Genomic DNA, 22,911 nt, shown 5'->3' with positions numbered 1-22,911 from the left:
TGCGCGAGTCTTTCAGGTCGTAGAGAAAGCCGAGTCCCAGCTCCATCTGCTCGCTCAGTTTTATCCGTCCGCCGATCGAGAACAGCATCGCATCCGAATCGGGCAGCTCGAAGCTCAGCGTCTCCTCCGGCACCGGATTCTCATCGATGGCGAAACCGATCATGCCGGTAAACGTCTCGTTGAACACGTACGTCGCACTGATTCGGAAGGCATCGGTATCATCCCAGTTCTTCGCTACCGGCGGGCCGAATATCTGGGCCAGCACCGGGTGACGCAGCGGCGTCGAATACTGGATGTCCAACTCCTCGTACTCCGACCAGAAGGTCCGGTCCCAGGCCAGCTCGACCGTCAGGTTCTCCCAGGTATAGGCACCGGCTATCGTCAATACCGCCGGCGCCGGCAGCGTCACGTTGCCGGTCGACTCGAAGACATACGGGGCCGGATAGTTGGTGTTCAGCGTCGCGTCGCCGGTCAGGTCGAGATCGACGTGCGAACGATAGGTCACCGACAGGTTCAACGCCTCCATCGGCTGCACCGCCACCGCCAGGTTGTAGCCGTAGTCGGCTTCCCAGTCTCCTTCCAGATCACGATCGAATCCGATCCCTTCCGCCGTTCTGCCGCCGTTGCGGGCTATCGCTTTGGCCATCAGCAACCGCACGCCGCCGCTGATCGACAGGTAGTCGGTTACCGCGTAGGATACCGTCGGGTTGATGTCGAAGACTTGCAGTGAAAACTTGCGTGCATAGGTGGCCGGGAACGGGTCCTCCCAGCGCTTGGCCAGGCCAAACGGCGCCGTTACCGAAAAGCCGAAGCGGAAGTTGTAGAAATCGGGCGAGATCATGAATACCGTCGGCAACAGGAAGTTCTCGGTATCCGAGGTGCCGTTCATCAGCGGCGACCGAGCGTCGGTATAGTCGATCTCGGTCAGGTGGATATAGGTGAAGTCGATCTCGGTCAGCCAGCCGTCCTCGGCGAAAGACATGTTTGCCGGATTGAAATAGCTCGCGTCGGCGCCCTTTGCCGAGGCGATGTGGGCACCGGCCTTGGCCACCGAATCCGCCGACTGTTCCGGGATCCGATACCCCGACGCATAGGCCGAACTCACCGCAAACACCGAGGCCAGAGCCACCACCATCGATAGTCGCTTTTTCATCCTCACTCCCTCATCTTGAGATTAGCCATCTCCAGCCACCGCGAAGATGGCGATTACACCGGTTCTTCCCCTATCCGGTGCCGTTATGACCGTTTAGCGTTCTTGTCGTAGAGATAGCGCTTGATCTTGTGCGTCGCCGTTTTAATGAATGGCTCTCTTCGCTCCAGGACCTCGGCCAGACGGGAGGTCAACGGCAGTTGGCCGTTCACCTCCTTGCGCATCGTTTCAAGCAGGTTTTCAAGAAAATCGCGGCGCTGTGCTCTGGTCTGCCCGGCCGTCGCCTCGTCGATATATTCATAGTCGGGGTAGACCCAGGCGATCAGCTTGTTATCGTTTTCCACGACCAGTGATTCGACCACCCAGTGGACCGCGTTGATCTTATGCTCGATCGCCTCGGGATAGATATTTTCACCACTGGCCAGGACCACGACATTTTTGCACCGTCCCTTGATATAGAGGTTCCCCTGCTCGTCCATGCGGCCCAGGTCGCCGGTCGCCAGCCAGCCGTCCGGCGACAACACTTCCTGGGTGGCATCTTCATCGTTGTAATAACCGAGCATCACATTCGGGCCACGGGCAAGAATTTCACCGATCTCCGATTCCGGGTCAGGATCCAGGATTCTGACCTCCACACCGGGTATCGGCTTGCCGCTGGAACCAACGACAATCGTCGGATCGCCCAAGGGTCCGCCGGCAATGAGCGGAGCCGCTTCGGTCAATCCATAGCCGATCAGATAGGGGAAACCCGCTTCGACCAGAAACTGTTCGACATCTGGGTTGAGCGCGGCACCGCCAACACCCATCATCGCCAGGTTGCCGCCGAAAAATTCGAGCAGTTTACGGCCGATCTTGCGGTTAATCCTGCGCCGCGCCGGAGCGAAACGGTATGCCAGGGTTAACAGGCGGCTCTTTTCGATCTTCGGCAGGACCCGCTTTTTGTAAATCTTCTCCAGGACCAGGGGAACGACAAACATCACATACGGTTTTTCCTGGGCACAGAGATTTTGCAGAATCGCCGGTGTCGGGGTCTTGCCGGCGTAGGCAACGCGCGCGCCGAGCAGCAGCGGCAGGATAAACCCGGTAGTGAATTCATACGTATGTGACATCGGCAGAATCGATAGGAAGACACTGCCCTGCTTTACCTCCATAAGGGTGGACGCGGCATAGGCGTTGGACGTAAGATTCTTGTGACTCAACATGACCGCTTTGGAAAATCCCGACGTGCCGGAGGTGTAGAGGATGGAGGCCACGTCATCTTCAGCGACATCGGGAAAAGCAGGCAGCTCGCCGGTCACCTTTTGCTCGCGATAGTCGGCGAGGGCCGCCTCGCAATAGGCGTTGAACGGCTCAACGGGCAACAGCCCTTCGGTACCGGGATAGTCATCGAGGGTAATCAGCTTCTGGATCTTGTCGCCGCGCAGATCGTAGAGCTTTTCGATCTGCCGTTGCGTGGTGAAGGTGACCTTCGCCTTCATTTCCGTCAGAATGTGATGGACATCGGCCTCCGGCAGATCCGGCAGGATCGGCACCGCCACCGCTCCGAGACGCACGATCGCCAGATAGGCGGTTCCCCAATGATGGGAATTCTCGGCCAACAGGGCGATCCGGTCGCCTTTGGCAATCCCTTCCTGTTGCAGGCGTATAGCCACGGCGCAGATCCGATCATGAAACTCTTCGTAGGTAATCGGTTCTTCCATGGCCATGCCAACGGCTGCCAGATCCCCGTATTTTTCCCGGCTCGAATCGATGATAAAATTCAGAGTCATACGTACATCAGGCCCATCTGTCATGCGCTACCTCACGGTAAGGGAACCGGCGCGAACGCCCTCGTTTCTCTGGCAAAACGAGCCATTTGCAAAACAATCTTTTCGCCCAAACTTTGCGTTATGCTCAAAATTTTATCCTCGGAATATCAATTATATGCCTGTGGTAAAATTTTTCGCATGCCTTGATTTTGAACGAAAATCTAAGTTTTGCAAAAGGCTCAAAACGTTAGAATAATACCAATTACCGACAAAAACGGTTGGTTTGGTATAACACAATCCTAACGACTTGGTCAATCAGGAAGACGGCCCGGCAGACCCGGCCACGGCCGCTCCGAAATCAGGAGAATTCACCGGCGCAACGGCTCGACTCGGTCCACGGTCAAGCTCACGGCTCCGTAGTCCGATTCGACCAGACCTCTCAGCCGATACGGCCGCTGCGCGGCCAACAGATGGGCGCAGCGCTCGTACGTCTGCGGGAAGAAGGTCGTCTCGACCAGTCCCGTTTCGTCCTCAAAAGTCAGGAATTCCATGGTCTCACCGGCCTTGGTCGCCACCATTTTCCCGGTCAGCAGCCAGCCGGCCACCTCAATGGTCCGGCCGACACACCTCGCCAGCGCATCGATTTTGACCAACCCCCGTGCCGCCACCCCGTTGACCAAGCTGAGCGGATGACAGTGACAGAGAAAGCCGAGCGCCCGGTATTCCCGGCGGAGCTGCTCCACGGCGGCCGGCGGGGGGAGCGGTGGAGCAGCCGCCGGGGCCGGCGCGAACAGACGCCCCGGCGCCGCCGACCGCAGCCCGGAACAGGCCGCCGCCTGCCAGTGCAACACGCTTCGATTGGCACCGGGAGCCAGGCTGTCCACGGCACCGCCATCGATCAGCGAGCTTATCTCGTCGTCGGCCGGGCGCACCCGCTCAAGGAAATCTGCCATCCCGGAAAACGGCATCACACGACGCGCGGCAACGATGCCATCGGCGGTTTCCCGGGACAGGTCCCGAACGGTCTGCAACCCTACCCTGATACGTCTCTCCCGCCCGGTCCAGTGGTAACCGCTGAGCGACACATCGGGAGGATCGACCTGCAATCCGAGCCGTTTCGCCTCGGACACATAGGCAAAAGTCGAATAGTAGCCGCCCTGGTTAGAGATCACCGCGGCCATGAATTCGGCTGGCGCGTGGGTTTTCAGCCAGGCCGCCTGGAAGGAGACCCGGGCGTAGGACGCCGAATGCGGCTTGCAGAACGAATAGCCGTCAAAGCTCATCATCATCGCCCAGATCCGTTCGATGTCTGTCTCGTCCAGTCCGCGGCGCCGACAACCGTCGTAAAAGCGGCGGTGATAATCGAGCAGCCGCCGACGACGATCCTTTTTCGACAGGATCTTGCGCAGCCCATCGGCCTCGGCATGGGAAAAACCGGCCAGAGCAACCGCGACCCGCGAGACGTCCTCCTGGTAGACCATCAGGCCGAAGGTCTCGTCAAGCACCGCTTCCAGGGCCGGATGCAGCGGCTGCCAGGTGCCACCGTGCAGACGCCGTACATACTCCCGGACAAACTCGTTGGCGGCCGGCCGGATAATCGACGACTGGATGACCACTTGCTCAAAGTCACCGCTGCCCGCCTTGCGTTGCAGCAGGCGCATGGCCGGGCTCTCGATATAGAAACAGCCCATGGTCTCGCCCCTGCCGATCGCCGCCCGGGTGGCCTCGTCGTCTTCGGGCTGCCAGTTATCTTCAACCAGGGTCGTCCCGTTGGCCCGCAGCGCGGCGACGGCATCCCGGATAACGCCCAGACTGCGGTTGCCGAGCAGATCGATCTTGACCAGTCCGGCCTGCTCGGCCCCGTCTTTTTCCCATTGGATGATCGGCACCCCTTTGGCGGCCCGCTCTACCGGCACATAGTCACTGACCGGTTGCGGCGTGATCACCACCCCGCCCGGATGGACCGACAGGTAACGGGGCAGTCCGATCAAACGATTGGCCAGGCGGATAATGTCCGGCCACGGCCCGGAAAAATCCTGGTCGCGAAGCGTGGGCAAACCGCTCAGCTGCTCCTCCAGATCGTCCTGGTCGTGCCGGTAGAACCACGGCAGCCGCTTCGTCAAACGCGCTATCTCACCGGCCGGCAGGCCCCAGGCCCGCGCGGTCTCCCGGATGGCCAAACGCGGCTGGAAACAGACGTGATTGCAGACCATCGCCGCATGACTGCCATACCTGGTGAAGACCCGCTCCAGAAGCGCATCGCGCTCGTCCCAGGCGAAATCGACGTCGATATCAGGCGGATCGCTGCGACCCGGGTTGAGAAACCGTTCGAAATACAGGTTATAACGAATCGGGCAGACATTGGTGATGCCGAGGCAATAGGCGACCAACGAGGCTGCGCCGGAACCGCGCCCGCAGATCCTGCGGCGCTCGGCAGCCTCCTCGGCCGGCGACCGCACGATATCACGTACCACCAGAAAATAGGAGGCAAAGCCCATCTGGCAAATGATCTTTAATTCATACTCGAGCCGTTCGACCACCGCTTCACTCAGATCGTCCCCATAGCGCCGGCAAGCCCCGCAATACGCCTGTGCCCGGAGCTCCTGGGCCCCGCTCACGGTACCGTCTCCGTGCCACGGCGGCATAACCACACCGAAGCGGGGCCCGGTAAACGAGCAGCGCTCGGCAAGCGCTTCGGTTGCCGACAACACCTCCGGCCAGACAGCAAAACGCTGCCGATAGCTCTGCGGAGCCTCCAGTGGCGCGGCCGCCGGCGCCTGATGCCGGCCCAGGATCGTACCGGAACCGATTGCCTGCAGCACGTCCCGCACCGGCCGCTCATCCTCGCCGCCCAGATCGCTGTCCGGGGTCGCCACCGCCACCACCCCGAGTTCCCGAGCACGCCGACGCAAACGGCTGCCCGTCTCGGTCGGACGGTTGCCAAGATCCGCCGCAACATCGATTCCGGCGTCATGCAGCCCGGCCAGCCGCTCCGGATCACCGGTCAACAGCACCGACCCGGCAGACAACGCCGGATCCGTCGCGAGATCGAGTCCTTCTCCGGCCTTGACCCGGGTGATCAACCGGCAGAGATTGCGATAACCCTGATCATCTTTGACCAGGGCTACGACGACCTGCCCACGGTCCGTGCCATCGGTCAGCTCAGCGCCGATCAGCGGACTGACTTCTTCTCGCTCACAAGCTCTCAGAAACGGCCAGAGCCCGGCCAGCGTGTTCCTGTCGGTCAGCGCTAGGCGGCGATAGCCAAAACGGCGGGCCCGGCGGCAAAGAGATGCCGGCGAAGACGTACCGCGCAGCAGGGAATACCAGGAACGAACCCGCAACGGAACCATAGCCACGCTCCGACAAGGCTTTCCCATCGATCAGGCCAGACTCGGCTGGCTGCCGAAACGCACGGCGTCGACACCGAACCGTCGGCGCACCCCATCCAACGCCTGCACCAATCGTCCTCGTCTTTCACTCGGCTCAGATGGGTCGGCAAAGAGGCGCAATTGCGGCGACTGGTGCTGCAGCCGATCACAGAGTAACCGACAACTACGCACCCTGGTGCGGCGTCGACAGGCCCGCTCCAGGGCCTGTTCTGCCAACCGGCGCAGCAGAAAATCATCGGCGGTCCCGCTTTTCCGACAGGCCTGGCGGACCACCCTGATCCCGTCCGAATAGCAGATCTGCAGAACCAGGCGACGAGTGACCAGGCGTGCCGCCCGCAGTTCCATTCCGAGCCGAACGGCCAGACCGGCGACGACTCCGGCAAGCAGGCGCTGGTCGCAGACATCATCGGCAAAGACCCACTCACGCTCGATCGCCGGAGACCGCTCTCCTTCCGCCCGCACCTCGTCGTTATCAACCCCGCGGCTCAGCTGGAACAGCACCTCGCCGCGACAGCCGAAAACCGACAAGAGCTGCCCCCGGCTCAGGGCCGCCAACTGGCCGATTCGATCGATATTGAAGTGCTGCAACCGGCACACCTCCTGTTCGGCCAGGCCGGGCAGCAGCAGGACCGACAGCGGTGCCAAAAATGACGATTCCTCACCGCCACCGACAATATATTCGCCGGTCGGTTTGACTAGACGTGAGGCTACTTTGGCCACCAGCTTGTTACCGGCCAGGCTCCAGATCGGGTCGATTCCCAGTCTGGCGCGGACCTGTTTGCGCAGTCGCCAGCCGACATCCGGCGCGGCACCATGCAGACGATAGGTACCGGTCAGGTCAAGGAAGAGATGTCCGTCCTCGGCGCCATGCTCGAGCCGCGGGCTGTATCCCCTGGCCTCGGCAACCAGGGCATGCATCGCCCGGCGATACAAGTCGGGCCGCGGCGGCAGGATTCGCGCCCGACGGCACAGCCGTTGCGCCTGGCGCAACGGCATATTCTTGCGCACCCCGTCTTCGTACGCCTCATCGCTCATGTCGTAAACGACTGAGCGGGCCGCAGCCGGCGGGGCGACGACCACCGGCCACCGGCATAGGCTACGGTCGACGACCCGTTCGACGGAAACGGCAAAGTCGGCGACGTTAAGATGAATGACCGCCCGTTCCCGGCTCATGCACCGCCCCCCCGTTGTTCTCCAGGAGCCGCAACAGACGGGCGGCGTTGCGCGGTGCCTGGGCCCGTACATGGTTGTTGAAAAACAGCACACCCCGCTCACTGCGGCCGGCCAGGGCTGCCAGCCGGGTTTCCAGCCAATGACGCAACTCCGCGTCACGATAGTCGTAATCGAACTTTTTCTGCATCGAGCCACTGCGCCACCCCGACAGGTTCCGCCCGTGAAACCGCACATAGAACAGAGACGGGTTGGTCACCACGTCAAGCGCGGGAAAGAGTCCCGGCACGGCCGGCGTATCGACGGTCACCAGCGAGACGGCCCGGCGCTCGAGCTCGGCAAAGACCGAGTCGGTCGCCCAGGAGGCATGCCGGAACTCCACGGCGACCGGTAATCCCTGCAATGCGTCAAGCAGTTCCGCGAGAAAACGGCGATTGGCGACACCTCGATCGAAATCGGGGGGCAACTGTACCAGCACGGCTACCAGCCGCCGCTGCAGCGGGACAATGCCGCGACGGTATAACCGTACCTGATCGCGCCAATCCTCTTCTCGTTCATGGGTGATGCTCCGTGTCAATTTGGCCGCAAACAACAGGTGATCGGGGGCCGCTGCAACCATGCGCCCCAAAGCATCGGCCCGGGCCATCTGGTACCAGGTGTAGTTGAGCTCGACCACGGAGAAGCTGCGGCCATACAAACCGAGCATGGCGGCGGGCCGGGTGCCGGCCGGATAGAAACCGCCGTCCACCCATTCCAGGTAGGAATAGCCGCAGGTTCCCGCCAGCAGGCTGCACCTCCCGCCGTGTCCGCCGCCCGGCCACACCACCATTCCGGGCCTGTCCGCCGCTCGTCTCACCACCCCTCCGTAGATCGTTCAACCGGCGCGGGAAAAAATCGGGTGCATGCCCCTGACTACACCGACCACCCGGCCCTGCACCAGCACCTCCGCAAGGCCGTAGTGCTGTGCCGGATAATCCGGATTTTCAGGACGCAGCTCAATGGTGTCGGCCCGCCGGAAGAATCGCTTCACCGTGGCCTCTTCGTGATGGATCAGCGCGACGACGATTTCCCCCTGTTCCGCATAGTGTCGGGGCTCGCAGATCACCAGATCGCCGTCGAGGATGCCGGCGTCGCGCATCGAAGCGCCGCTGACCCGCAGGCAGAACAGCTCGTCCCCACCAAATAGATCACCATCAACCACCACACTGCCGTCCCATTCCTGCTGGGCAGACATCGGCAGGCCGGCGGTGATCCGACCGAGGACCGGCACCTCACGCCCAGCGGAACCGGACGAGCGGACAGCCGCTCCAGGCAACAGTCGGATAGTGCGACTATAGCGTCCCTCGCGCCGCACCATCCCCTTTTTTTCCAATTGCGCCAGAAGCTGCGCAACCGCCGTATGGCTGACGCCGAGCTCACCTGCTGCCCGGCGCAGACTGGGCAGGTTCCCGTCGTCCTGCCGGCACCGCCTCAGGTATTCGTAGAATTCCCGCTGTTTGTCAGTCAACTCCATAACCCTTGCCTCAATAATGTACATGTACTTTTCGACTATTCTAGCGAATAACCCGTAAATGTCAATGTACATTCGCGGGTCGCGGCACCGACGGAGAAAGAGAAACGGGAAACAGGAAACGAAACGGGCGCCGCTCCGGAACTACCTGCCAGCGACTACGCCTCCAGCTGCGCCGTTGCCAGCTTGAAGCCAAGTCCGAGAAAAAGCAGGCCGTTGATCCGGCGCAACAGCCGGGAGGTACCCGGCGATTGGCGAAGCCGCCGGCTCAGCGCGGCAGAGAACAGCGCCACCAGCAGGCACCAGATCGTACCGGTGGTGACGAACAACGCGCCGAGAATGATGAATGACAGGGGTTTGTTCGGGCTCGCCAGCGAAATGAATTGCGGCAGAAAAGCAAGGAAGAAAAGAGCCACCTTCGGGTTGAGGATATTGGTCACCGCTCCCTGCCGGTAGACCTGCAGCAAATCGTCCCGCGGCGACCATCGATCCCCAACCGACTCCGGTGCCGGCGTGCTGCGCAGCAACTGCACGCCTTGATAGATCAGATAGACACAGCCGGCATACTTGAGCAGCAGAAAAGCGGTCGCCGAAGCGGTGATGATGGCGGAAAGGCCGAAGGCTCCAAGCAGGGTATGAACAATCGAGCCGGTGCCGATACCAAGTGCCGCGGCGACTCCGGCAGACCGGCCCTGGCTCAGACTGCGGCCGATAATGTAGAGAGTATCTGGGCCCGGGTAGAGGTTGAGCAGGATGCCGGTACCGACGAATACCGCCAGATTTTCAATACCAAGCAGCATCCGCTCACTCCGATGGTTCGCCGATGGTGGTCACGTCCGGTGCACCATGACCCCGACGCTCACCGGCATCTTGCTCCGATAACGCCAGCCGGTCAAGTAGGGAACGGTTGTCGCGCTCCAGCTCCGCTACCCTGGCGGTCTGGGCCCAACAGTCGGCTCTCGCCTTCGCCAGTTCGGTCTCGGCCAACTCCCGCTGCCGCGCTTCGGTCAATTCATCAACGACCCCTTCGATCGCCGTCAACTCCCCGTGTCGATTTCTAACGGCGCGTGCCGACAGAGAGGCTGGAAACCGGGAACCGTCCCGGCGAACCAGAGCAAGCGTAAAGTCTTTGACACAGCCGTTGCGGCCGAGTTGCTCGAGAAACCGGTCACGATCGGCGGGCTCGGCGAAGACCTGCGCGGCTTCGGTTACCATGGCCCGCATCTCCTCGACGGTCGCATAACCGCCCATATGCGCCAGCGCCGGGTTAAGGTCCTCGAAGATACCGTCGGCCGTCAGGCGGAAGATTCCCCCGTTGGAGGCCATGAACAGGGCGCGATACTTGCTTTCCGCTTGGGTGATCTGATGCAGGGTATCTATTCGGGCCAGCGAGGCGCTCATCAATCGGGTCAGGGTGCGGGCAAAATCCTCGAGCACCGATCCGGACTCCCGCCTATCGGTCTCTCCGGAAAAAACGATGAACTGGCTCATGCCGTGCGCCTCGACGACAGGTACGAGGAGCAACACGGCGTCCCGCGGCGACCCGGCATCACCCGTACGCCGTCCCGGATCGACACATTGAATCGTGCCGGAGTTCAATTCGGCTCGATTCGCTTCATCGAGCATACCGATAAAGCGGTTCCCGGCTCCACCTTGCCGACCGGTCGGATCCCATGGAAAAATGCCCAGGCAGCAGACCCCGAACTGGTCCTCGATAACCTCGGCGACGATGCGCACCACTTCATCCTTGTTCAGGGCGTTGGTCATCGCCTCAGCCGTGGCGTTGAGCTCGTGGAGTCTAGCAACATGCCCGGCAATGGTGGCAATCAGCGTATTGATCCCGGAAAAACAGCGACCGAGTTCATCGAGTCGTGGCCGACCGGTCAGACGAACCGAGAAATCTCCGGCCGCGGCCCGTTCGGCTACTGCGGCACATTGCTCAACCGGCCGCAGCACCAGCCGCTTGACAGCCAAACCCGCCAGAAAAGACGCTCCTGCTGCCAGCAACACGGCGACGATAGTGATTTGCAGGATCACTTCCCACCCCACCGGCTGCTGCGTGCCAGCACCAAAGAAAAAACCGGCAACAAGAAACAATACCGCCAGTCCACCGAACACCGGCAGACAGATAGTGACGAACAGGCTCTGCTCAGGCGCTTTCACGACAAGGTTCCTGCAACGGCCGCCGCTGCTTCAGCTGCCGCTGATGGAAAGCAGGGGCGGTATGACTCATCCCTGCGCATCTTCCTGTTCGAGACGGAAACTACCGTTTTCAATTTCCCGATCGATCTCTCTGAGACTTTGGCGCATTTGTTTCAATGCCTGGCGGATGCGGTTTTCATTTTCCACCAACGCCAGGCGGAGATAGCCATCGCCCTCCTCCCCGAAGCCGGCTCCCGGCGCAACCGCCACGTTGGCGCGATTCATCATTTCCACGGCGAACCGGACCGACCCCATCCGCGCATAGGGCTGAGGAATCTTCACCCAGAGAAACATACCGGCTTTGGGCACCTCCACCTCCCAGCCCATCCGGACCAGCCCGTCACAGAGCACGTCCCTGCGCTTCTGGTAGGCGTGCGCCTGTTCTCCGATGTCGTCGTCACAATCCCGCATGGCAACGATGCCGGCAACCTGGATCGCCGAGAAAATACCGTAGTCATAATAGCCCTTGATCCTCGACAACCCTTCGATAATCCGCTCGTTGCCGACGCAATAACCAAGGCGCCAGCCCGCCATGTTGTAGGACTTTGAAAACGAACCGAACTCGACTCCCACGTCGTGGCCCCCTTCCACCTCGAGGAAACTCGGCGCGACATACCCGTCGAAGGTTATTTTCGCGTAGGCGAAATCATTGATCACCATGAAATTGTACCGCCGAGCGTATTTGACCACCTCGGCGAACAATTCCTTCGAGGCCAGCCGGCCGGTCGGATTGTGCGGGAAATTGAGCATCACCAGCTTCGGACCGGGATAGAGCGACCTGCACATACCGACCAACTGTTCAAGAAAAACATCCTCGGTGGTCAGCGGGATGCGCAATACGTTGGCCCCGGCGATAACCGCCGCGTAGACGTGAATCGGAAAGGCCGGCGCCGGGACGATCACCGTATCGCCCGGCCCGAGCAGGGCAAGACACATATGCGAAATACCCTCTTTGGAACCGATGGTGCAGATCACATCGCTTTCTCCATTGAGGGTTACCCCGTAATTACGCTGGTAATACTGGGCTATTTCTCGCTTCAGGTTTTTCATGCCGCCGGCCACCGGATAACGGTGAGTCTTCGGGTCGATGGCCACTTCACAGAGCTTTTCGGTCACCGGCCCCGGAGCAGGATCGATCGGGTTGCCCATGCCGAGATCGATGACATCGTCCCCCTGCCACCGTTTTTCCATTTTCATTTTGTTGATCATGCCGAACAGATAGGGCGGCAATTGATTCATGCGCTCGGCAAACCTGACCTGAAACGTCTTTTCCATCGCTTGATAATTCCTCCGGCAGGATAAGGGATCCGCATCCCTCTCCCGCATCTCATTCTTGCTGCGCTACGAGCCATACGGTTAATACCATACCTCGTTTGCCCCGTCTCTGGCAATGGCATACAGAGCACTCTCGACGGTCTTGCCCGGAAACGGGGATCGGTGCAAAAAAAAGCCCCGTTCGATCACAACAGCGATCGACGGGGCTTTCCCCTGTCCGTTCCCCTGAGTCGCCGGTGGCTCAGGGCGACAGAGTGCGGCAGAGACGTCCGAATCCGCCGGGGATAGTGCCCGATGACCAGAACGCACGCCCCTGTTTGAAATCAACGAACCAATAACCGCCGGGATGACGTTGACCGGCAACGAAAATAAACGGCTGCTCTCCGGAAAAATTGGAATCGAGGTAGAGATCCTTATCGTTTTGTATCGGTTCCAGCAGAGACATCGCCTCGGCCAAACTCGGCAACCGCCAGTCATGATAACCGGCAAACCCGACACGATTCAGCTCGACGATGCTACGATTGATGCTCCGAATAGAGGCGATATCAAGACCACTGCTCTGCCACATCAGACCGGTCCGCTGGTCGACGATGGTCCGCTGGCCGCTGTCATGGAGGTGGTTGACAAACCGTCCACCGGGGTTGTGTTCGGCATCGAAAAAATTCCAGGACGTGATCAAGTCGGCGACCTGCTCGTCGGTCAACGCAGCAGATTCGGCAGGCAACGCTATCAAATCACCGGCATCCCGGGTACCATCCCAGAGCGGCAGACTCCGTCCCATATCCTCAATGACAACCACCTCTTTGATCGGACGAACCAGACTGGCATCGCCGTTGTCCAGTACATGCTCGATAAGCCAAGTGCGCACCGACTCGTCGATGGCAAAGGTTCGTTCATAAAAGGCCGCCTCACCCTGCCCGTCGACACATCGCTCAACCAACTCGGCCGGTGCTTTGATCTCGGCAATGATGCGCGCGTGCTTGACGCCGCGCTCCATCAGGCAAAGTTTCGGTTCATCACCCCAATTGTCTATATAAAAATAATATATCCTCTCGTTATTATTTCGTATTCTTTCGCGTCCTCCCCACGACTCGAAGGTGCCGAATGTCCATTCAGGAGTCATCTCCCAGTCAATTGAATCAATCGTCAGATCACCCACTTTCATGCTGTGAAACATTCCCATACGGTTCCTCCTCCCGTCTGGCGGTCCCTTCCCGAACCGACGCTTTTGCTTGTCCCTGCCGAAGCAGTCCTGGTATAGTCACGGTATCTCTTCGGTGACAATGCCTACAATTTAAGAATGAATCTCATTTCGTCCATGAAAATTCAGACTGCTATCGAACCGGGAACACCGTTGCCGCTCGGGCCGTCAGCCGGCGACGGTTGGGTAAATCTCAGCCTTTTTTCCCGGCATGCCGAATCGGTTACCCTGGTGATTGGAGATGTGGCCGCCTCAGACGCCGCTACCCCAATGGAAATTCCGCTTGATCCGACCACCAACCGCAGCGGCGACATCTGGCATATTCGCCTGACCACGGATCAACCGCTCTGCTACGGTTACCGGATCGACGGCAGCCCCGACGAAGCGAAAGGACGCACCTTTTCCCCGGACCGGGTGTTGATCGACCCTTACTGCCGGCGGCTTCTCGCCCAATCCTGGAATACGCCCGCCGGCTACGGCTCACGGCCGTGCTGCCTGGTGGAACCGGAGACTTCCTTCGACTGGCAGGGCGACCGACCACTGCAGACCCCGGCAGAAGAGACCATCATCTACGAGTTGCACGTCCGCGGCTTCACCCGTCATGCCACTTCCGGCGTAGCGGCGCCGGGTACGTTTCGCGGGCTGACGGAAAAGATCGACTATCTCGTATCACTCGGCGTCACCGCCGTCGAACTTCTGCCGGTAACTGCCTGGGACGAGACGGACAACAAATTTTTCGACCCGGTCAGCGGTGCCCGCCTGCTCAACTTCTGGGGCTACAATCCGGTCAATTTCTTCGCCCTGCAGCCAGGACTTGCCGAGCGGCCCGAAGCGGCCGTCAGCGAATTCAAGACCCTGGTACGCGCCCTGCACCAGGCCGGCATTGAAGTCTTTGTCGACATGGTTTTCAACCATAGCGGGGAGTCCGACCGGCATGGCATCACCTCCTCTTTCAGGGGCATCGACAATGAGATCTACTACCTGCTCGACCCGGAAACCGGCAACTATCTCAACTACTCCGGCTGCGGCAACAGCATCTCCTGCAACCACCCGGTGGTCCGCCGACTGATCATCGATGCACTGCGCTATTGGATACTGGAAATGCATATCGACGGCTTCCGCTTTGATCTGGCCGCGCTTTTCAGCCGCGGTACGGACGGCGCCGTACTGACCGACCCGCCGCTGGTCGAAGAGATCGCCGAAGACCCCCTGCTCCGCCAGACGAAAATCATCGCCGAGTCCTGGGACGCCGCCGGCCTCTATCAGGTCGGCACGTTTTCCGCACATCCGCGCTGGCGTGAATGGAATGGCAGGTACCGTGACGATCTGCGCCGTTTTCTGGCCGATTACGACGACACGGTCAGTTCGCTGGCATCACGCCTGGCCGGCAGTTCCGACCTCTACGGACCGAGCGGCCGGGGACCGCTCAACTCGATCAACTTTGTGACCAGCCACGACGGGTTCACCCTCTACGACCTGGTCAGCTATGAGAAAAAACGAAATGAGGCCAACGGCGAGGCAAACCGTGACGGAGAGTCGCACAATCTCAGCTGGAACAGCGGCCACGAAGGTGATCCCTGTCCTCCGGAGATAAGGCGCCTGCGTTTGTGCCGGATGCGCAGCTTTTTCGGGCTGCTCCTGTTCTCCCAGGGAATCCCGATGCTGACCGCCGGAGACGAATTTGCCAGGACCCAGCACGGCAACAACAATGCTTGGTGCCAGGACAACGAAACCGGCTGGGTGGACTGGACGCTGGCCGAAAGCAATAGTGACCTGCTGCGCTTTGTGAGGTTCTGTATCGGCCTGCGCAAACAGCACCGCTCATTCAGACGCAGCACCTTTTTCCCGCATGAACGGGACGGCCTGGCGGAAAACCACCCGGAAATCAGTTGGCAGTCGCTACACCCGGGCCGGCAGGACTGGTCGCCGCACTGCCGCACGCTTGCGTTTCTGCTGCACGATCCTCTGGATACCGCCGATTTTTTCATCATGACCAACGGCAGCCGGGACAAAGCCGCCCGTTTCGTCGTCGCCGACCTTCCGCCGCGGCCGACAGCGACGTCCTGGCGCCGGATCATCGACAGCTGCGCTGCCGCGCCGGCCGACTGCTGTGCTGCCGAATCGGCGGCGATCATCGACGCCGGGGCGCACCTTGATGTCCCAGCCATGGGCCTGATCGTTCTGCAATCATTCCCGTCACAGCAGCCATGAAGCGCCTGGAGCTGCTGTTTCTCGGAGACTCCCTGATCGATTATGGCGACTGGCCGCAGCGGTTGCCGGAGCATCGGGTCACCAGCCGGGGCATTCCGGGCGAGACCACGACGGAATTGGCCCGGCGCCTCGACCGGGAAACCAGGGACGTGACGCCGGTGGCGGTAATCCTGATGATCGGCACCAACGATCTGCTCCTTGGCCGCCGGGATATCGCCGTCACGATCCGGCTGATCGTCGCCGACCTGCAGCGACGACTCGCGGACAGCACCATCATCGTTACCGGGTTACCGCCGTTTCCATTGCCCGGCCTTGCCCCACGGGCCGACGTGTTGAACAAGGAATTCGCACAGATCGGCACCCAAGCGTCCTGCCTGCTGTGCGATCTTCAGCAACCGTTTCGCGCCACTCGCATCGCGCCGTTTGCTGCCGACGGTGTCCATCTCAGTGAGGCAGGCTATCGCATCTGGGCAACGGAGCTGCGCCGCCTCCTTGAACCGCTTGCTTTTGTCGCGGATTGACTTATCTTTGCAACCATTACATTACCCCATTCCGAGGATCCGTTATGAAACGTACGATAGTTTGCATCATGTGTTACACCGTCATCACTACCCTCCTGCTTTCCGCCGCTGTCCATCTGCAGGCGGCGACATCGACCCCGGAATCGGACACATCGATCACCGGCACCGTCCTGGAAACCATGAGCGGGGCAGGCTACACCTATGTGCAGCTCGATACCACCAACGGACAGGTCTGGGTGGCGCTGCCCGAGAGCACCGTCACCGTCGGTGAATCCCTTGCCCTGCAACCCGGCCTTGTAATGAACGACTTTCACAGCAAGACCTTCGACAGAACCTTCAGCGCCATCGTCTTCTCGCCCGGCCGTGTCTCCGGGGAAGCCGCACCGGCCGCTGCACCGGACCAGGCGCATCCGGCTCCATCGGCTGCCGACGATCCCTTCGCCGCCGCCGTGGCCGCCGAGCGAGGCAGCCCGCAACCACAGACCGCCATTCCCCAATCCGGCGGCAGTACTGCGGCAATAGCTCCGTTCGCCGAGGTCGAGGTGGCAAAAGCGAGTGGAGAAAACGGTTACCGAGTCGGTGAAGTCTTTGCCAAGGCCCAACAGCTGGACGGCACGACCGTCCGAGTCCGCGGCACAGTCGTCAAATACAATGCCAATATCATGGGCAGAAATTGGGTGCATCTGCAAGACGGCAGTGGCGACCCGCTGAACAACACCCATGACCTGGTGGTAACTACCAGTCAGGAACTGACGAAAGACCAGGTGGTCACCCTGGAGGGAACGGTCGCCATCAATCGGGATTTCGGAGCCGGCTATACCTATGGGGTTCTTGTCGAACAGGCAGTCGTTGTCGATGAACTCTAACCATCGCGCCGTGCTAGCGCCTCGGGGCATCCTGCCAGGCAGCATTCGCCCCGATTCAATCGGTTTTGATTTCGACGGCGTCATCGCCGATATCGCCGAGGCTTTTATCAGAATCGCCTGCAGGGATTACGGCTACTGCGCAATCGCACCGGAAGATATCTGCAGCTTTCAACTGGAGCAATGCCTGCCCATCGACGGTGGTGTCGTCGAATCGATTTTTGCTGCGATCCTCGAAGATTCGGTGGGCTCCGGCCTCAAACCGATCACAGGCGCCATCGCTACGCTGAGCCGCCTCAGTCGCTTGGCTCCGGTCACCATCATCACTGCCCGGCCGGAACGCAGACCGGTCCTCGACTGGCTTGAGCTTCATTGCCCGCCGCAGACACTGCGGCGAATCGAATTGATCGTCACCGGCGACCACGACAACAAGGAGTCGTTCATCAGGGCCTGCAACCTGCGTCACTTCATCGACGACCGGGCCAGGACCTGCAGACAACTGGCCGAGGCCGGACTCGAACCGATTGTCTACAGCCAGCCGTGGAACCGCGACCGTCACGACCTGCCGTCGGTCATCGACTGGCATGAGCTTGCCGAACTCGTTGATTTTCGTGGAGAAACAGCATGAATTGTCCTAACTGCCAGCACCCGATTCAGCCGCGAAACCCGGTCCCGACCGTCGATACCATCATCGACATCGATGGCCGCATCGTACTGATCAAGAGGGCCAATCCTCCTTTGGGTTGGGCATTGCCCGGCGGTTTCGTCGATTACGGCGAATCGTTTGAGCAGGCGGCGCTCCGCGAAGCCCGGGAAGAAACCGGCCTGGATGTCCTCGAACTGGCCCAGTTCCATACCTACTCCGACCCGCACCGGGACCCACGGATGCACACCGCCTCGACGGTTTTTGTCGGCGTGGCGCACGGCCTGCCGGCGGCCGGCGATGATGCCGCCGAAGCGGCGCTGTTCGGCAAAGACGAACTCCCGGAACTGGCGTTTGACCACGCCCGGATCATCGCCGACTATTTTCGCTGGAAAGAAAAAAACGGTGGGTGAGCGAACACGCTCTCTTTTTTATATGAAAATCATTTCCCGGGCTGGCCGGTCTTGTCGGAGACTGCATCGCGAAGGCCCGGCGGGCCGGAGAGGCAGGCCCGGCAAGCCCTTCCGACCATAAAGCCGATTTTCATTGTTCGTTGTGACTTCCCGTCGTGGGTGTTAGATAAGCACGTTCAGCAGCCAGAAAACGAGCAGCCCCGTGCCTACGGAGCCGTAGAGCATCAGTCAAGGGACACAATCGCTGCCATATTTTTTGGCAATCAGCGCGAACATGCCGATCCCTGCCGCCAGAGAAACGATCAGCAGGATTATCGTTTTCATCGCTCTCCCCTTGCTTTTACACCGGTCCGTTTGCGCAGCCTGATCGAGGCCGGTGTTACCTCGACCAACTCATCGTCGTTGATAAACGATATGCAGTCTTCCAGCGTCAGCAACCGCGGCGGGGTTAAAATTACCGCCTCGTCGGAACCGGAAGCCCGCATGTTGGTCAGTTTTTTGCCCTTGGCGGGGTTGACCGTCAGATCCCCAGTCCGGCAATGCTCGCCGATGATCTGGCCCGGATAAAGCGGCTCGCCGGGATTGATGAAGAGCGTGCCGCGCTCCTGCAGGTTAAACAGCGCGTAAGCCACCGAGGCGCACTGTTCCTTGACCACCAGGGCGCCGTTGACCCGATTGACGATATCTCCGGCATACGGCCCGTAGCTTTCAAAGACATAGCTCATGGTGCCCATACCCTTGGTGTCAGTCATAAACTGGGGGCGATAGCCGAGCAGGCCACGGGTCGGAATGATAAAGACCATCCTCGTCAAGCCGTGGTTTTGAGTCATCTCTTCGAGCTGTCCCTTGAGTTTACCGAGTTTCTCGATAACCGCCCCCTGATATAACTCGTCAACATCCACCGTAAGCCGTTCGTACGGTTCACAGAGGTGCCCCTCTTCCTGGCGCATGATGACCCGCGGCCTGGTGGCCTGCAGTTCATAGCCCTCGCGGCGCATCTTCTCGATCAGGATCGACAGGTGCAACTCGCCGCGCCCCGAAACCTTGAAGCCGACACCGTCCTGCAACGGCTCCACTTGTAGGGCGACATCGGCCAGGGTTTCCCGATCCAGACGCTCCTTGAGGTGCCGGGAGGTGACGAAGCGGCCCTCTTTGCCGGCGAACGGCGAGTCATTGGGGATGATATCCATCGAGATGGTCGGCGGATCGATATCGATCAGCGGCAGCGGCCGCGGATCATCCGGATCGGTGAAGGTGACGCCGACGGTTACATCATCCATACCGGCGACGGCGACGATCTCGCCGACCGAAGCGGCCTCGACGGCGACCTTCTGGTCCCGGTCGAAACGATAGATCTTGGAGATGCGCACCGGCCGAATCGACCCGTCCCGGCGGGCCACGGCGATCGGCTGGTTCAACGACAGCGTGCCGTTGATTACTTTGCCGATACCGAGACGGCCGAGATAGGGCGAATAATCGATAGTGCCGACCTGCATCTGCAACGGCGCTTCCACCGAGCCGACCGGGGCGGGAATGCGCTGAACGATCATCTCCGAGATAGCGACCATCGAGCCGCCGTCGACCACCGGTTCGCCTGGGTCGAGCAATGCGTAGCCCTGCTTGGCCGACGTGTAGACCACCGGAAAATCGAGAATATCATCGGGGGCATTGAGCTTGACGAACAGGTCGAAGACCTGGTCGACCACCCATTCGCAGCGTGCAGCCGGCTTGTCGATCTTGTTGATGACGACGATCACCGGCAGGTGGTTTTCCAGTGCTTTCTTCAGCACGAAATAAGTCTGCGGCATCGGCCCTTCCTGGGCATCGACGAGGAGCAACGCGCCGTCGGCCATGCGCAGCACCCGCTCCACCTGGCCGCCGAAATCGGCATGCCCCGGGGTGTCGATGATATTGATCCAATAGTCACCGAAATGGTAGGAACCGTTTTTGGCGGTGATGGTGATACCGCGTTCACGTTCGAGATCGAGTGAGTCCATCAGGCGTTCGGCAACGACCTGGTTGTCCCTGAACATGCCAGAATGTTTGAAAAGCTGGTCGACCAGCGTCGTCTTGCCGTGATCGACATGAGCGATGATCGCCACATTACGGATGAGTGGTTGCTGCATAAAAGTGTCCAACGAACGGCCTGCGTCATTCGGTGAGGGTTATGTCGGGATCTGTACATCGTGGTTGCGAGGCAACACGGCGTCAGTATGGCGGAAATAGGGCCGACGAGCCCTACAGTATACAACATTGCGAGCGATCGTGCAATCAATTGCGGAAAATGATGCGGCAACGGTCGCCCGACCGGCCATCCTTTTCACTTGGCGCGAATCAGAGCCGGGCCAAGATTTTCTGCCGGGCGGCGGCGGAACGGCGCAGCGCGGCGACCTCCTCGTCGACATAATCGTAGACGCAGGGCGACTTGTTTTCCGCCGGCCGCAGAATCCGGCCGATCACCTGCAGCAATCGCCCTTCAAAGGTGATCGGGGTGGTTAGGAAGAGACTGGACAACCCGGAACAGTCGAACCCTTCGCTGATCAGTTGCAAGGTGGCGACCAATACCTGGACCCGGCCGTCCCGGACCCGGGAAACGATGTCGACACGCTGCTCGGGCGGCGTCTGTCCGGTAAGCAGCACCACTTCAACGCCATGGAGCTGCAACAGGTGGTGAAAGACCTGGCAGTGGCTGAGACGATCGGAGACGACCAGCGCCGTCCCGGTCGGGTCCTGCTGCACAGCCCGGACGATATCGTCGACGATCTGGCGGTTCCTTCCTTCATGCTTGGCCAGAGCCGAGATTAAAGCCTGGTAGTCACCCCGGTAGCGATAGGAAAAATCGGTGAGGCGTCTGATGATCTTCGGGCGCAACACCGCGCCGGTCACCTTGAGATGCATCTGGTCGACGGTGTGGATTCGATCGCCCATGAAATAGTAAATCAGACGGGTCATCCCTTCATCGCTGCGAAAAGCAGTTGCTGACAGGCCGAGCAAGAAGTGAGAATCGAAACAGGAAACCACGTCGGTAAACAGCGCGGCTGGCACGCGGTGACATTCGTCAACGATCAGCTGGCCGAAATGCGGCACCATCTCTGCGGTCCGTTTTCGCGCCGTATTGACGATGGCGATCGTCAACTCCTTGAGATCGAAGCGACCGTCGCCGACCAATCCGGCCTCGATTCCGAGAAATTCCCGGGCTCGCTCCCGCCATTGATAGAGCAGTTCCTTGGTGTGCACGATGACCAGCGTCGGTTGCCGGCGCCGGCAGACCACCGCCAGGGCCATCACCGTCTTGCCGCTGCCGGTCCCGGCCTCGAGCACGCCAAACGAACGGGAACACACGGTCCGTACCGCGTAGTCCTGGTAGGGACGCAGTGAAGCGTGAAACGAGAAGGCATGCTCGGCCAACAATCGCCGGTTGTCGACGATCACCGGATCCTCCCCGAGTTGCTGCCGGCAGAGCCGCACCGCCTGGTTGGAAAAGCCACGCGGAAAGCGCAGGCCTGCCGCCACCTGTTCGTAATAATGCAAAGTCGGTTTCAATCGTTTGCCGATCCACCGGCCATAGCGCTTGGCAGCAATATACTGAGGGTTATCGATGGTCAGTTTTTCTTTGATCGCCTGCTCGACAGTGGGATCGAGTCCCTCCAGCAGGCAATCCGAACTGACAGTCAGTGTTACCATATCTCGGTTTTTTTCATATTCACAGTGCACGGATTTAGGAGAAGCCGATCAGAGGTGCCTTGTGGCAACGATTCGATTATATTACGCTCTGAGCAGAGTGCACCGAATTTCGCCGGTCCGACACAATCTTTCCCGGAGCATCAGGAGCTGAGATGTCGGCGTCGGTTCCCGTCAGCCAACCCCATTACAGACCGGTCACCCCGGTCACAAGGAGTGGCACCGCCATGCGATTAACATATCTTGTCTTCTCGATCCTCGTTCTTCTCTTCGGAGCAACCGGCCGCTCAGCGGCCGACAGCGAACCGGTCACGCTGCACCTGCCCGAAGCGACGCTCGCCGACATCTTGCACAAGACCCTGCCGATTCCCATCGATCAGCCGGACGGTTCCCTCACCGGTTCGATTACCGTCACGTCGATCGATGAGCTGCAGCTGAGTGACGGCAGCGTGTCGGCACTGATCGGCCTGACCGGCAGCGACCTGCAGGTCAACACCAGCATTGCCGGTCACCAGCTTCGCGTCAACATCGGCTCGGCCGATCTGGATTTTGCGCTGACGGCGACGCTACGGTACGACCGACCGCAGCAGACTCTGTTCATTGTCCCCCGGGTCAGCCAGCAGAACGACGGGCAGGCCACCGGTCAAGCCTCCGATACCGCGGCACTGCTCGCCGGCCTGTTCAACGGCAGAGAATTCCCGGTCATCATCGACCGCCTTGAACCGCTGGTGACCGAAACCGGCGACCGGAAATTGACCGTCGACCTGCAGCCCGTGGATATTGCCGCCGTCCCCCAGGCGCTTGTTCTCTCTTTGCAACCGGTGGTCACCGTATCACCGATCGGGCAACCGTGAATGTCTTTTACGCTACAGACAATTTCCGGATGAAGCTGTTCTTATGCCTGTTGAAGGACCCTCCAACGAGATGGGGA

The 22,911-nt window shown here is 60.3% G+C and carries 18 protein-coding genes; 6 read left to right on the top strand and 12 right to left on the bottom strand.

Features of this window, described 5'->3' with window-relative positions:
• The 10 genes from BUC26_RS07285 to BUC26_RS07240 all read right to left on the bottom strand — a co-directional run.
• Positions 1-1,153: OmpP1/FadL family transporter (locus BUC26_RS07285; protein ID WP_073374769.1), on the bottom strand; the 1,153-nt coding region annotated here is incomplete at its 3' end.
• 83 nt (positions 1,154-1,236) lie between these two features.
• A complete protein-coding gene (locus BUC26_RS07280) occupies positions 1,237-2,919 on the bottom strand; it encodes an AMP-binding protein (RefSeq protein ID WP_244155804.1) in 1,683 nt (560 codons plus the stop codon).
• Between the two features lie 347 nt (positions 2,920-3,266).
• On the bottom strand, positions 3,267-6,251 hold the full coding sequence (locus tag BUC26_RS07275; protein WP_073374767.1) for a DNA polymerase III subunit alpha: 2,985 nt from the start codon (positions 6,249-6,251) through the stop codon (positions 3,267-3,269).
• Between the two features lie 30 nt (positions 6,252-6,281).
• A complete protein-coding gene (locus BUC26_RS07270; RefSeq protein ID WP_073374766.1) occupies positions 6,282-7,463 on the bottom strand; it encodes a DNA polymerase Y family protein in 1,182 nt (393 codons plus the stop codon).
• A complete protein-coding gene (locus BUC26_RS07265) occupies positions 7,432-8,316 on the bottom strand; it encodes a DUF72 domain-containing protein (protein ID WP_244155803.1) in 885 nt (294 codons plus the stop codon). The genes BUC26_RS07270 and BUC26_RS07265 overlap by 32 nt, the downstream gene beginning before the upstream one ends.
• A gap of 18 nt (positions 8,317-8,334) precedes the next feature.
• On the bottom strand, positions 8,335-8,973 hold the full coding sequence (gene lexA, locus BUC26_RS07260; RefSeq protein WP_073374761.1) for a transcriptional repressor LexA: 639 nt from the start codon (positions 8,971-8,973) through the stop codon (positions 8,335-8,337).
• A gap of 155 nt (positions 8,974-9,128) precedes the next feature.
• Positions 9,129-9,770, bottom strand: coding sequence for a LysE family translocator (locus BUC26_RS07255; RefSeq protein ID WP_244155802.1), 642 nt, complete (start codon positions 9,768-9,770; stop codon positions 9,129-9,131).
• A 4-nt stretch (positions 9,771-9,774) separates the two neighbouring features.
• Complete coding sequence (locus BUC26_RS07250) at positions 9,775-11,133, bottom strand: PAS domain S-box protein (protein ID WP_073374760.1); 1,359 nt, start codon at positions 11,131-11,133, stop codon at positions 9,775-9,777.
• Positions 11,134-11,199: 66 nt separating this feature from the next.
• Complete coding sequence (locus tag BUC26_RS07245) at positions 11,200-12,447, bottom strand: aminotransferase class I/II-fold pyridoxal phosphate-dependent enzyme (protein WP_073374759.1); 1,248 nt, start codon at positions 12,445-12,447, stop codon at positions 11,200-11,202.
• A 241-nt stretch (positions 12,448-12,688) separates the two neighbouring features.
• Complete coding sequence (locus BUC26_RS07240) at positions 12,689-13,630, bottom strand: Lcl C-terminal domain-containing protein (RefSeq protein ID WP_073374758.1); 942 nt, start codon at positions 13,628-13,630, stop codon at positions 12,689-12,691.
• Between the two features lie 135 nt (positions 13,631-13,765).
• Here BUC26_RS07240 and BUC26_RS07235 point away from each other — a divergent pair, with 135 nt between their 5' ends.
• Genes BUC26_RS07235 through BUC26_RS07215 form a run of 5 tightly spaced genes read left to right on the top strand, consistent with a single transcriptional unit; the run spans position 13,766 to position 18,299 of the window.
• Positions 13,766-15,859 carry a glycogen debranching protein gene (locus BUC26_RS07235; RefSeq protein ID WP_161949813.1) on the top strand — a complete coding sequence of 698 codons (2,094 nt, stop codon included), beginning with the start codon at positions 13,766-13,768 and terminating at the stop codon, positions 15,857-15,859.
• Entirely contained in the window at positions 15,856-16,380 is a 525-nt protein-coding gene (locus BUC26_RS07230) for a GDSL-type esterase/lipase family protein (protein ID WP_073374756.1), read from the top strand. The genes BUC26_RS07235 and BUC26_RS07230 overlap by 4 nt, the downstream gene beginning before the upstream one ends.
• A gap of 44 nt (positions 16,381-16,424) precedes the next feature.
• Complete coding sequence (locus BUC26_RS07225; RefSeq protein ID WP_073374752.1) at positions 16,425-17,246, top strand: hypothetical protein; 822 nt, start codon at positions 16,425-16,427, stop codon at positions 17,244-17,246.
• Positions 17,236-17,871, top strand: a complete 636-nt coding sequence (locus BUC26_RS07220; protein WP_244155801.1) for a 5' nucleotidase, NT5C type — start codon at positions 17,236-17,238, stop codon at positions 17,869-17,871. Before BUC26_RS07225 ends, BUC26_RS07220 begins: the two co-directional genes overlap by 11 nt.
• On the top strand, positions 17,868-18,299 hold the full coding sequence (locus BUC26_RS07215) for an NUDIX domain-containing protein (RefSeq protein WP_073374751.1): 432 nt from the start codon (positions 17,868-17,870) through the stop codon (positions 18,297-18,299). The genes BUC26_RS07220 and BUC26_RS07215 overlap by 4 nt, the downstream gene beginning before the upstream one ends.
• A gap of 320 nt (positions 18,300-18,619) precedes the next feature.
• Here BUC26_RS07215 and typA read toward each other — a convergent pair whose 3' ends face one another.
• Together typA and BUC26_RS07205 are read right to left on the bottom strand one after the other, a co-directional pair.
• Positions 18,620-20,425, bottom strand: coding sequence for a translational GTPase TypA (typA, locus tag BUC26_RS07210; RefSeq protein ID WP_073374750.1), 1,806 nt, complete (start codon positions 20,423-20,425; stop codon positions 18,620-18,622).
• 208 nt (positions 20,426-20,633) lie between these two features.
• Positions 20,634-21,983, bottom strand: coding sequence for a DEAD/DEAH box helicase (locus BUC26_RS07205; RefSeq protein ID WP_073374748.1), 1,350 nt, complete (start codon positions 21,981-21,983; stop codon positions 20,634-20,636).
• A 224-nt stretch (positions 21,984-22,207) separates the two neighbouring features.
• On the opposite strand from BUC26_RS07205, the gene BUC26_RS07200 reads away from it, so the two are divergent.
• A complete protein-coding gene (locus tag BUC26_RS07200) occupies positions 22,208-22,834 on the top strand; it encodes a hypothetical protein (protein ID WP_143165939.1) in 627 nt (208 codons plus the stop codon).
• The last annotated feature ends 77 nt before the right edge of the window (positions 22,835-22,911 follow it).

The sequence above is a fragment of the Desulfofustis glycolicus DSM 9705 genome, assembly GCF_900130015.1.
Classification (GTDB): domain Bacteria; phylum Desulfobacterota; class Desulfobulbia; order Desulfobulbales; family Desulfocapsaceae; genus Desulfofustis; species Desulfofustis glycolicus.
The sequence above is the reverse complement of the archived record's forward strand: the minus strand, read 5'-3'. Positions and strand labels throughout refer to the sequence as shown.

Bases quoted from the DNA above. Each gene is read 5' to 3' on its own strand.
- BUC26_RS07280 (WP_244155804.1), bottom strand. From the start codon at position 2,919: ATGACTCTGAATTTTATCATCGATTCGAGCCGGGAAAAATACGGGGAT.
- BUC26_RS07275 (WP_073374767.1), bottom strand. From the start codon at position 6,251: ATGGTTCCGTTGCGGGTTCGTTCCTGGTATTCCCTGCTGCGCGGTACG.
- BUC26_RS07270 (WP_073374766.1), bottom strand. From the start codon at position 7,463: ATGAGCCGGGAACGGGCGGTCATTCATCTTAACGTCGCCGACTTTGCC.
- lexA (WP_073374761.1), bottom strand. From the start codon at position 8,973: ATGGAGTTGACTGACAAACAGCGGGAATTCTACGAATACCTGAGGCGG.
- BUC26_RS07255 (WP_244155802.1), bottom strand. From the start codon at position 9,770: ATGCTGCTTGGTATTGAAAATCTGGCGGTATTCGTCGGTACCGGCATC.
- BUC26_RS07245 (WP_073374759.1), bottom strand. From the start codon at position 12,447: ATGGAAAAGACGTTTCAGGTCAGGTTTGCCGAGCGCATGAATCAATTG.
- BUC26_RS07240 (WP_073374758.1), bottom strand. From the start codon at position 13,630: ATGGGAATGTTTCACAGCATGAAAGTGGGTGATCTGACGATTGATTCA.
- BUC26_RS07235 (WP_161949813.1), top strand. From the start codon at position 13,766: ATGAAAATTCAGACTGCTATCGAACCGGGAACACCGTTGCCGCTCGGG.
- BUC26_RS07230 (WP_073374756.1), top strand. From the start codon at position 15,856: ATGAAGCGCCTGGAGCTGCTGTTTCTCGGAGACTCCCTGATCGATTAT.
- BUC26_RS07225 (WP_073374752.1), top strand. From the start codon at position 16,425: ATGAAACGTACGATAGTTTGCATCATGTGTTACACCGTCATCACTACC.
- BUC26_RS07220 (WP_244155801.1), top strand. From the start codon at position 17,236: ATGAACTCTAACCATCGCGCCGTGCTAGCGCCTCGGGGCATCCTGCCA.
- BUC26_RS07215 (WP_073374751.1), top strand. From the start codon at position 17,868: ATGAATTGTCCTAACTGCCAGCACCCGATTCAGCCGCGAAACCCGGTC.
- typA (WP_073374750.1), bottom strand. From the start codon at position 20,425: ATGCAGCAACCACTCATCCGTAATGTGGCGATCATCGCTCATGTCGAT.
- BUC26_RS07205 (WP_073374748.1), bottom strand. From the start codon at position 21,983: ATGGTAACACTGACTGTCAGTTCGGATTGCCTGCTGGAGGGACTCGAT.
- BUC26_RS07200 (WP_143165939.1), top strand. From the start codon at position 22,208: ATGCGATTAACATATCTTGTCTTCTCGATCCTCGTTCTTCTCTTCGGA.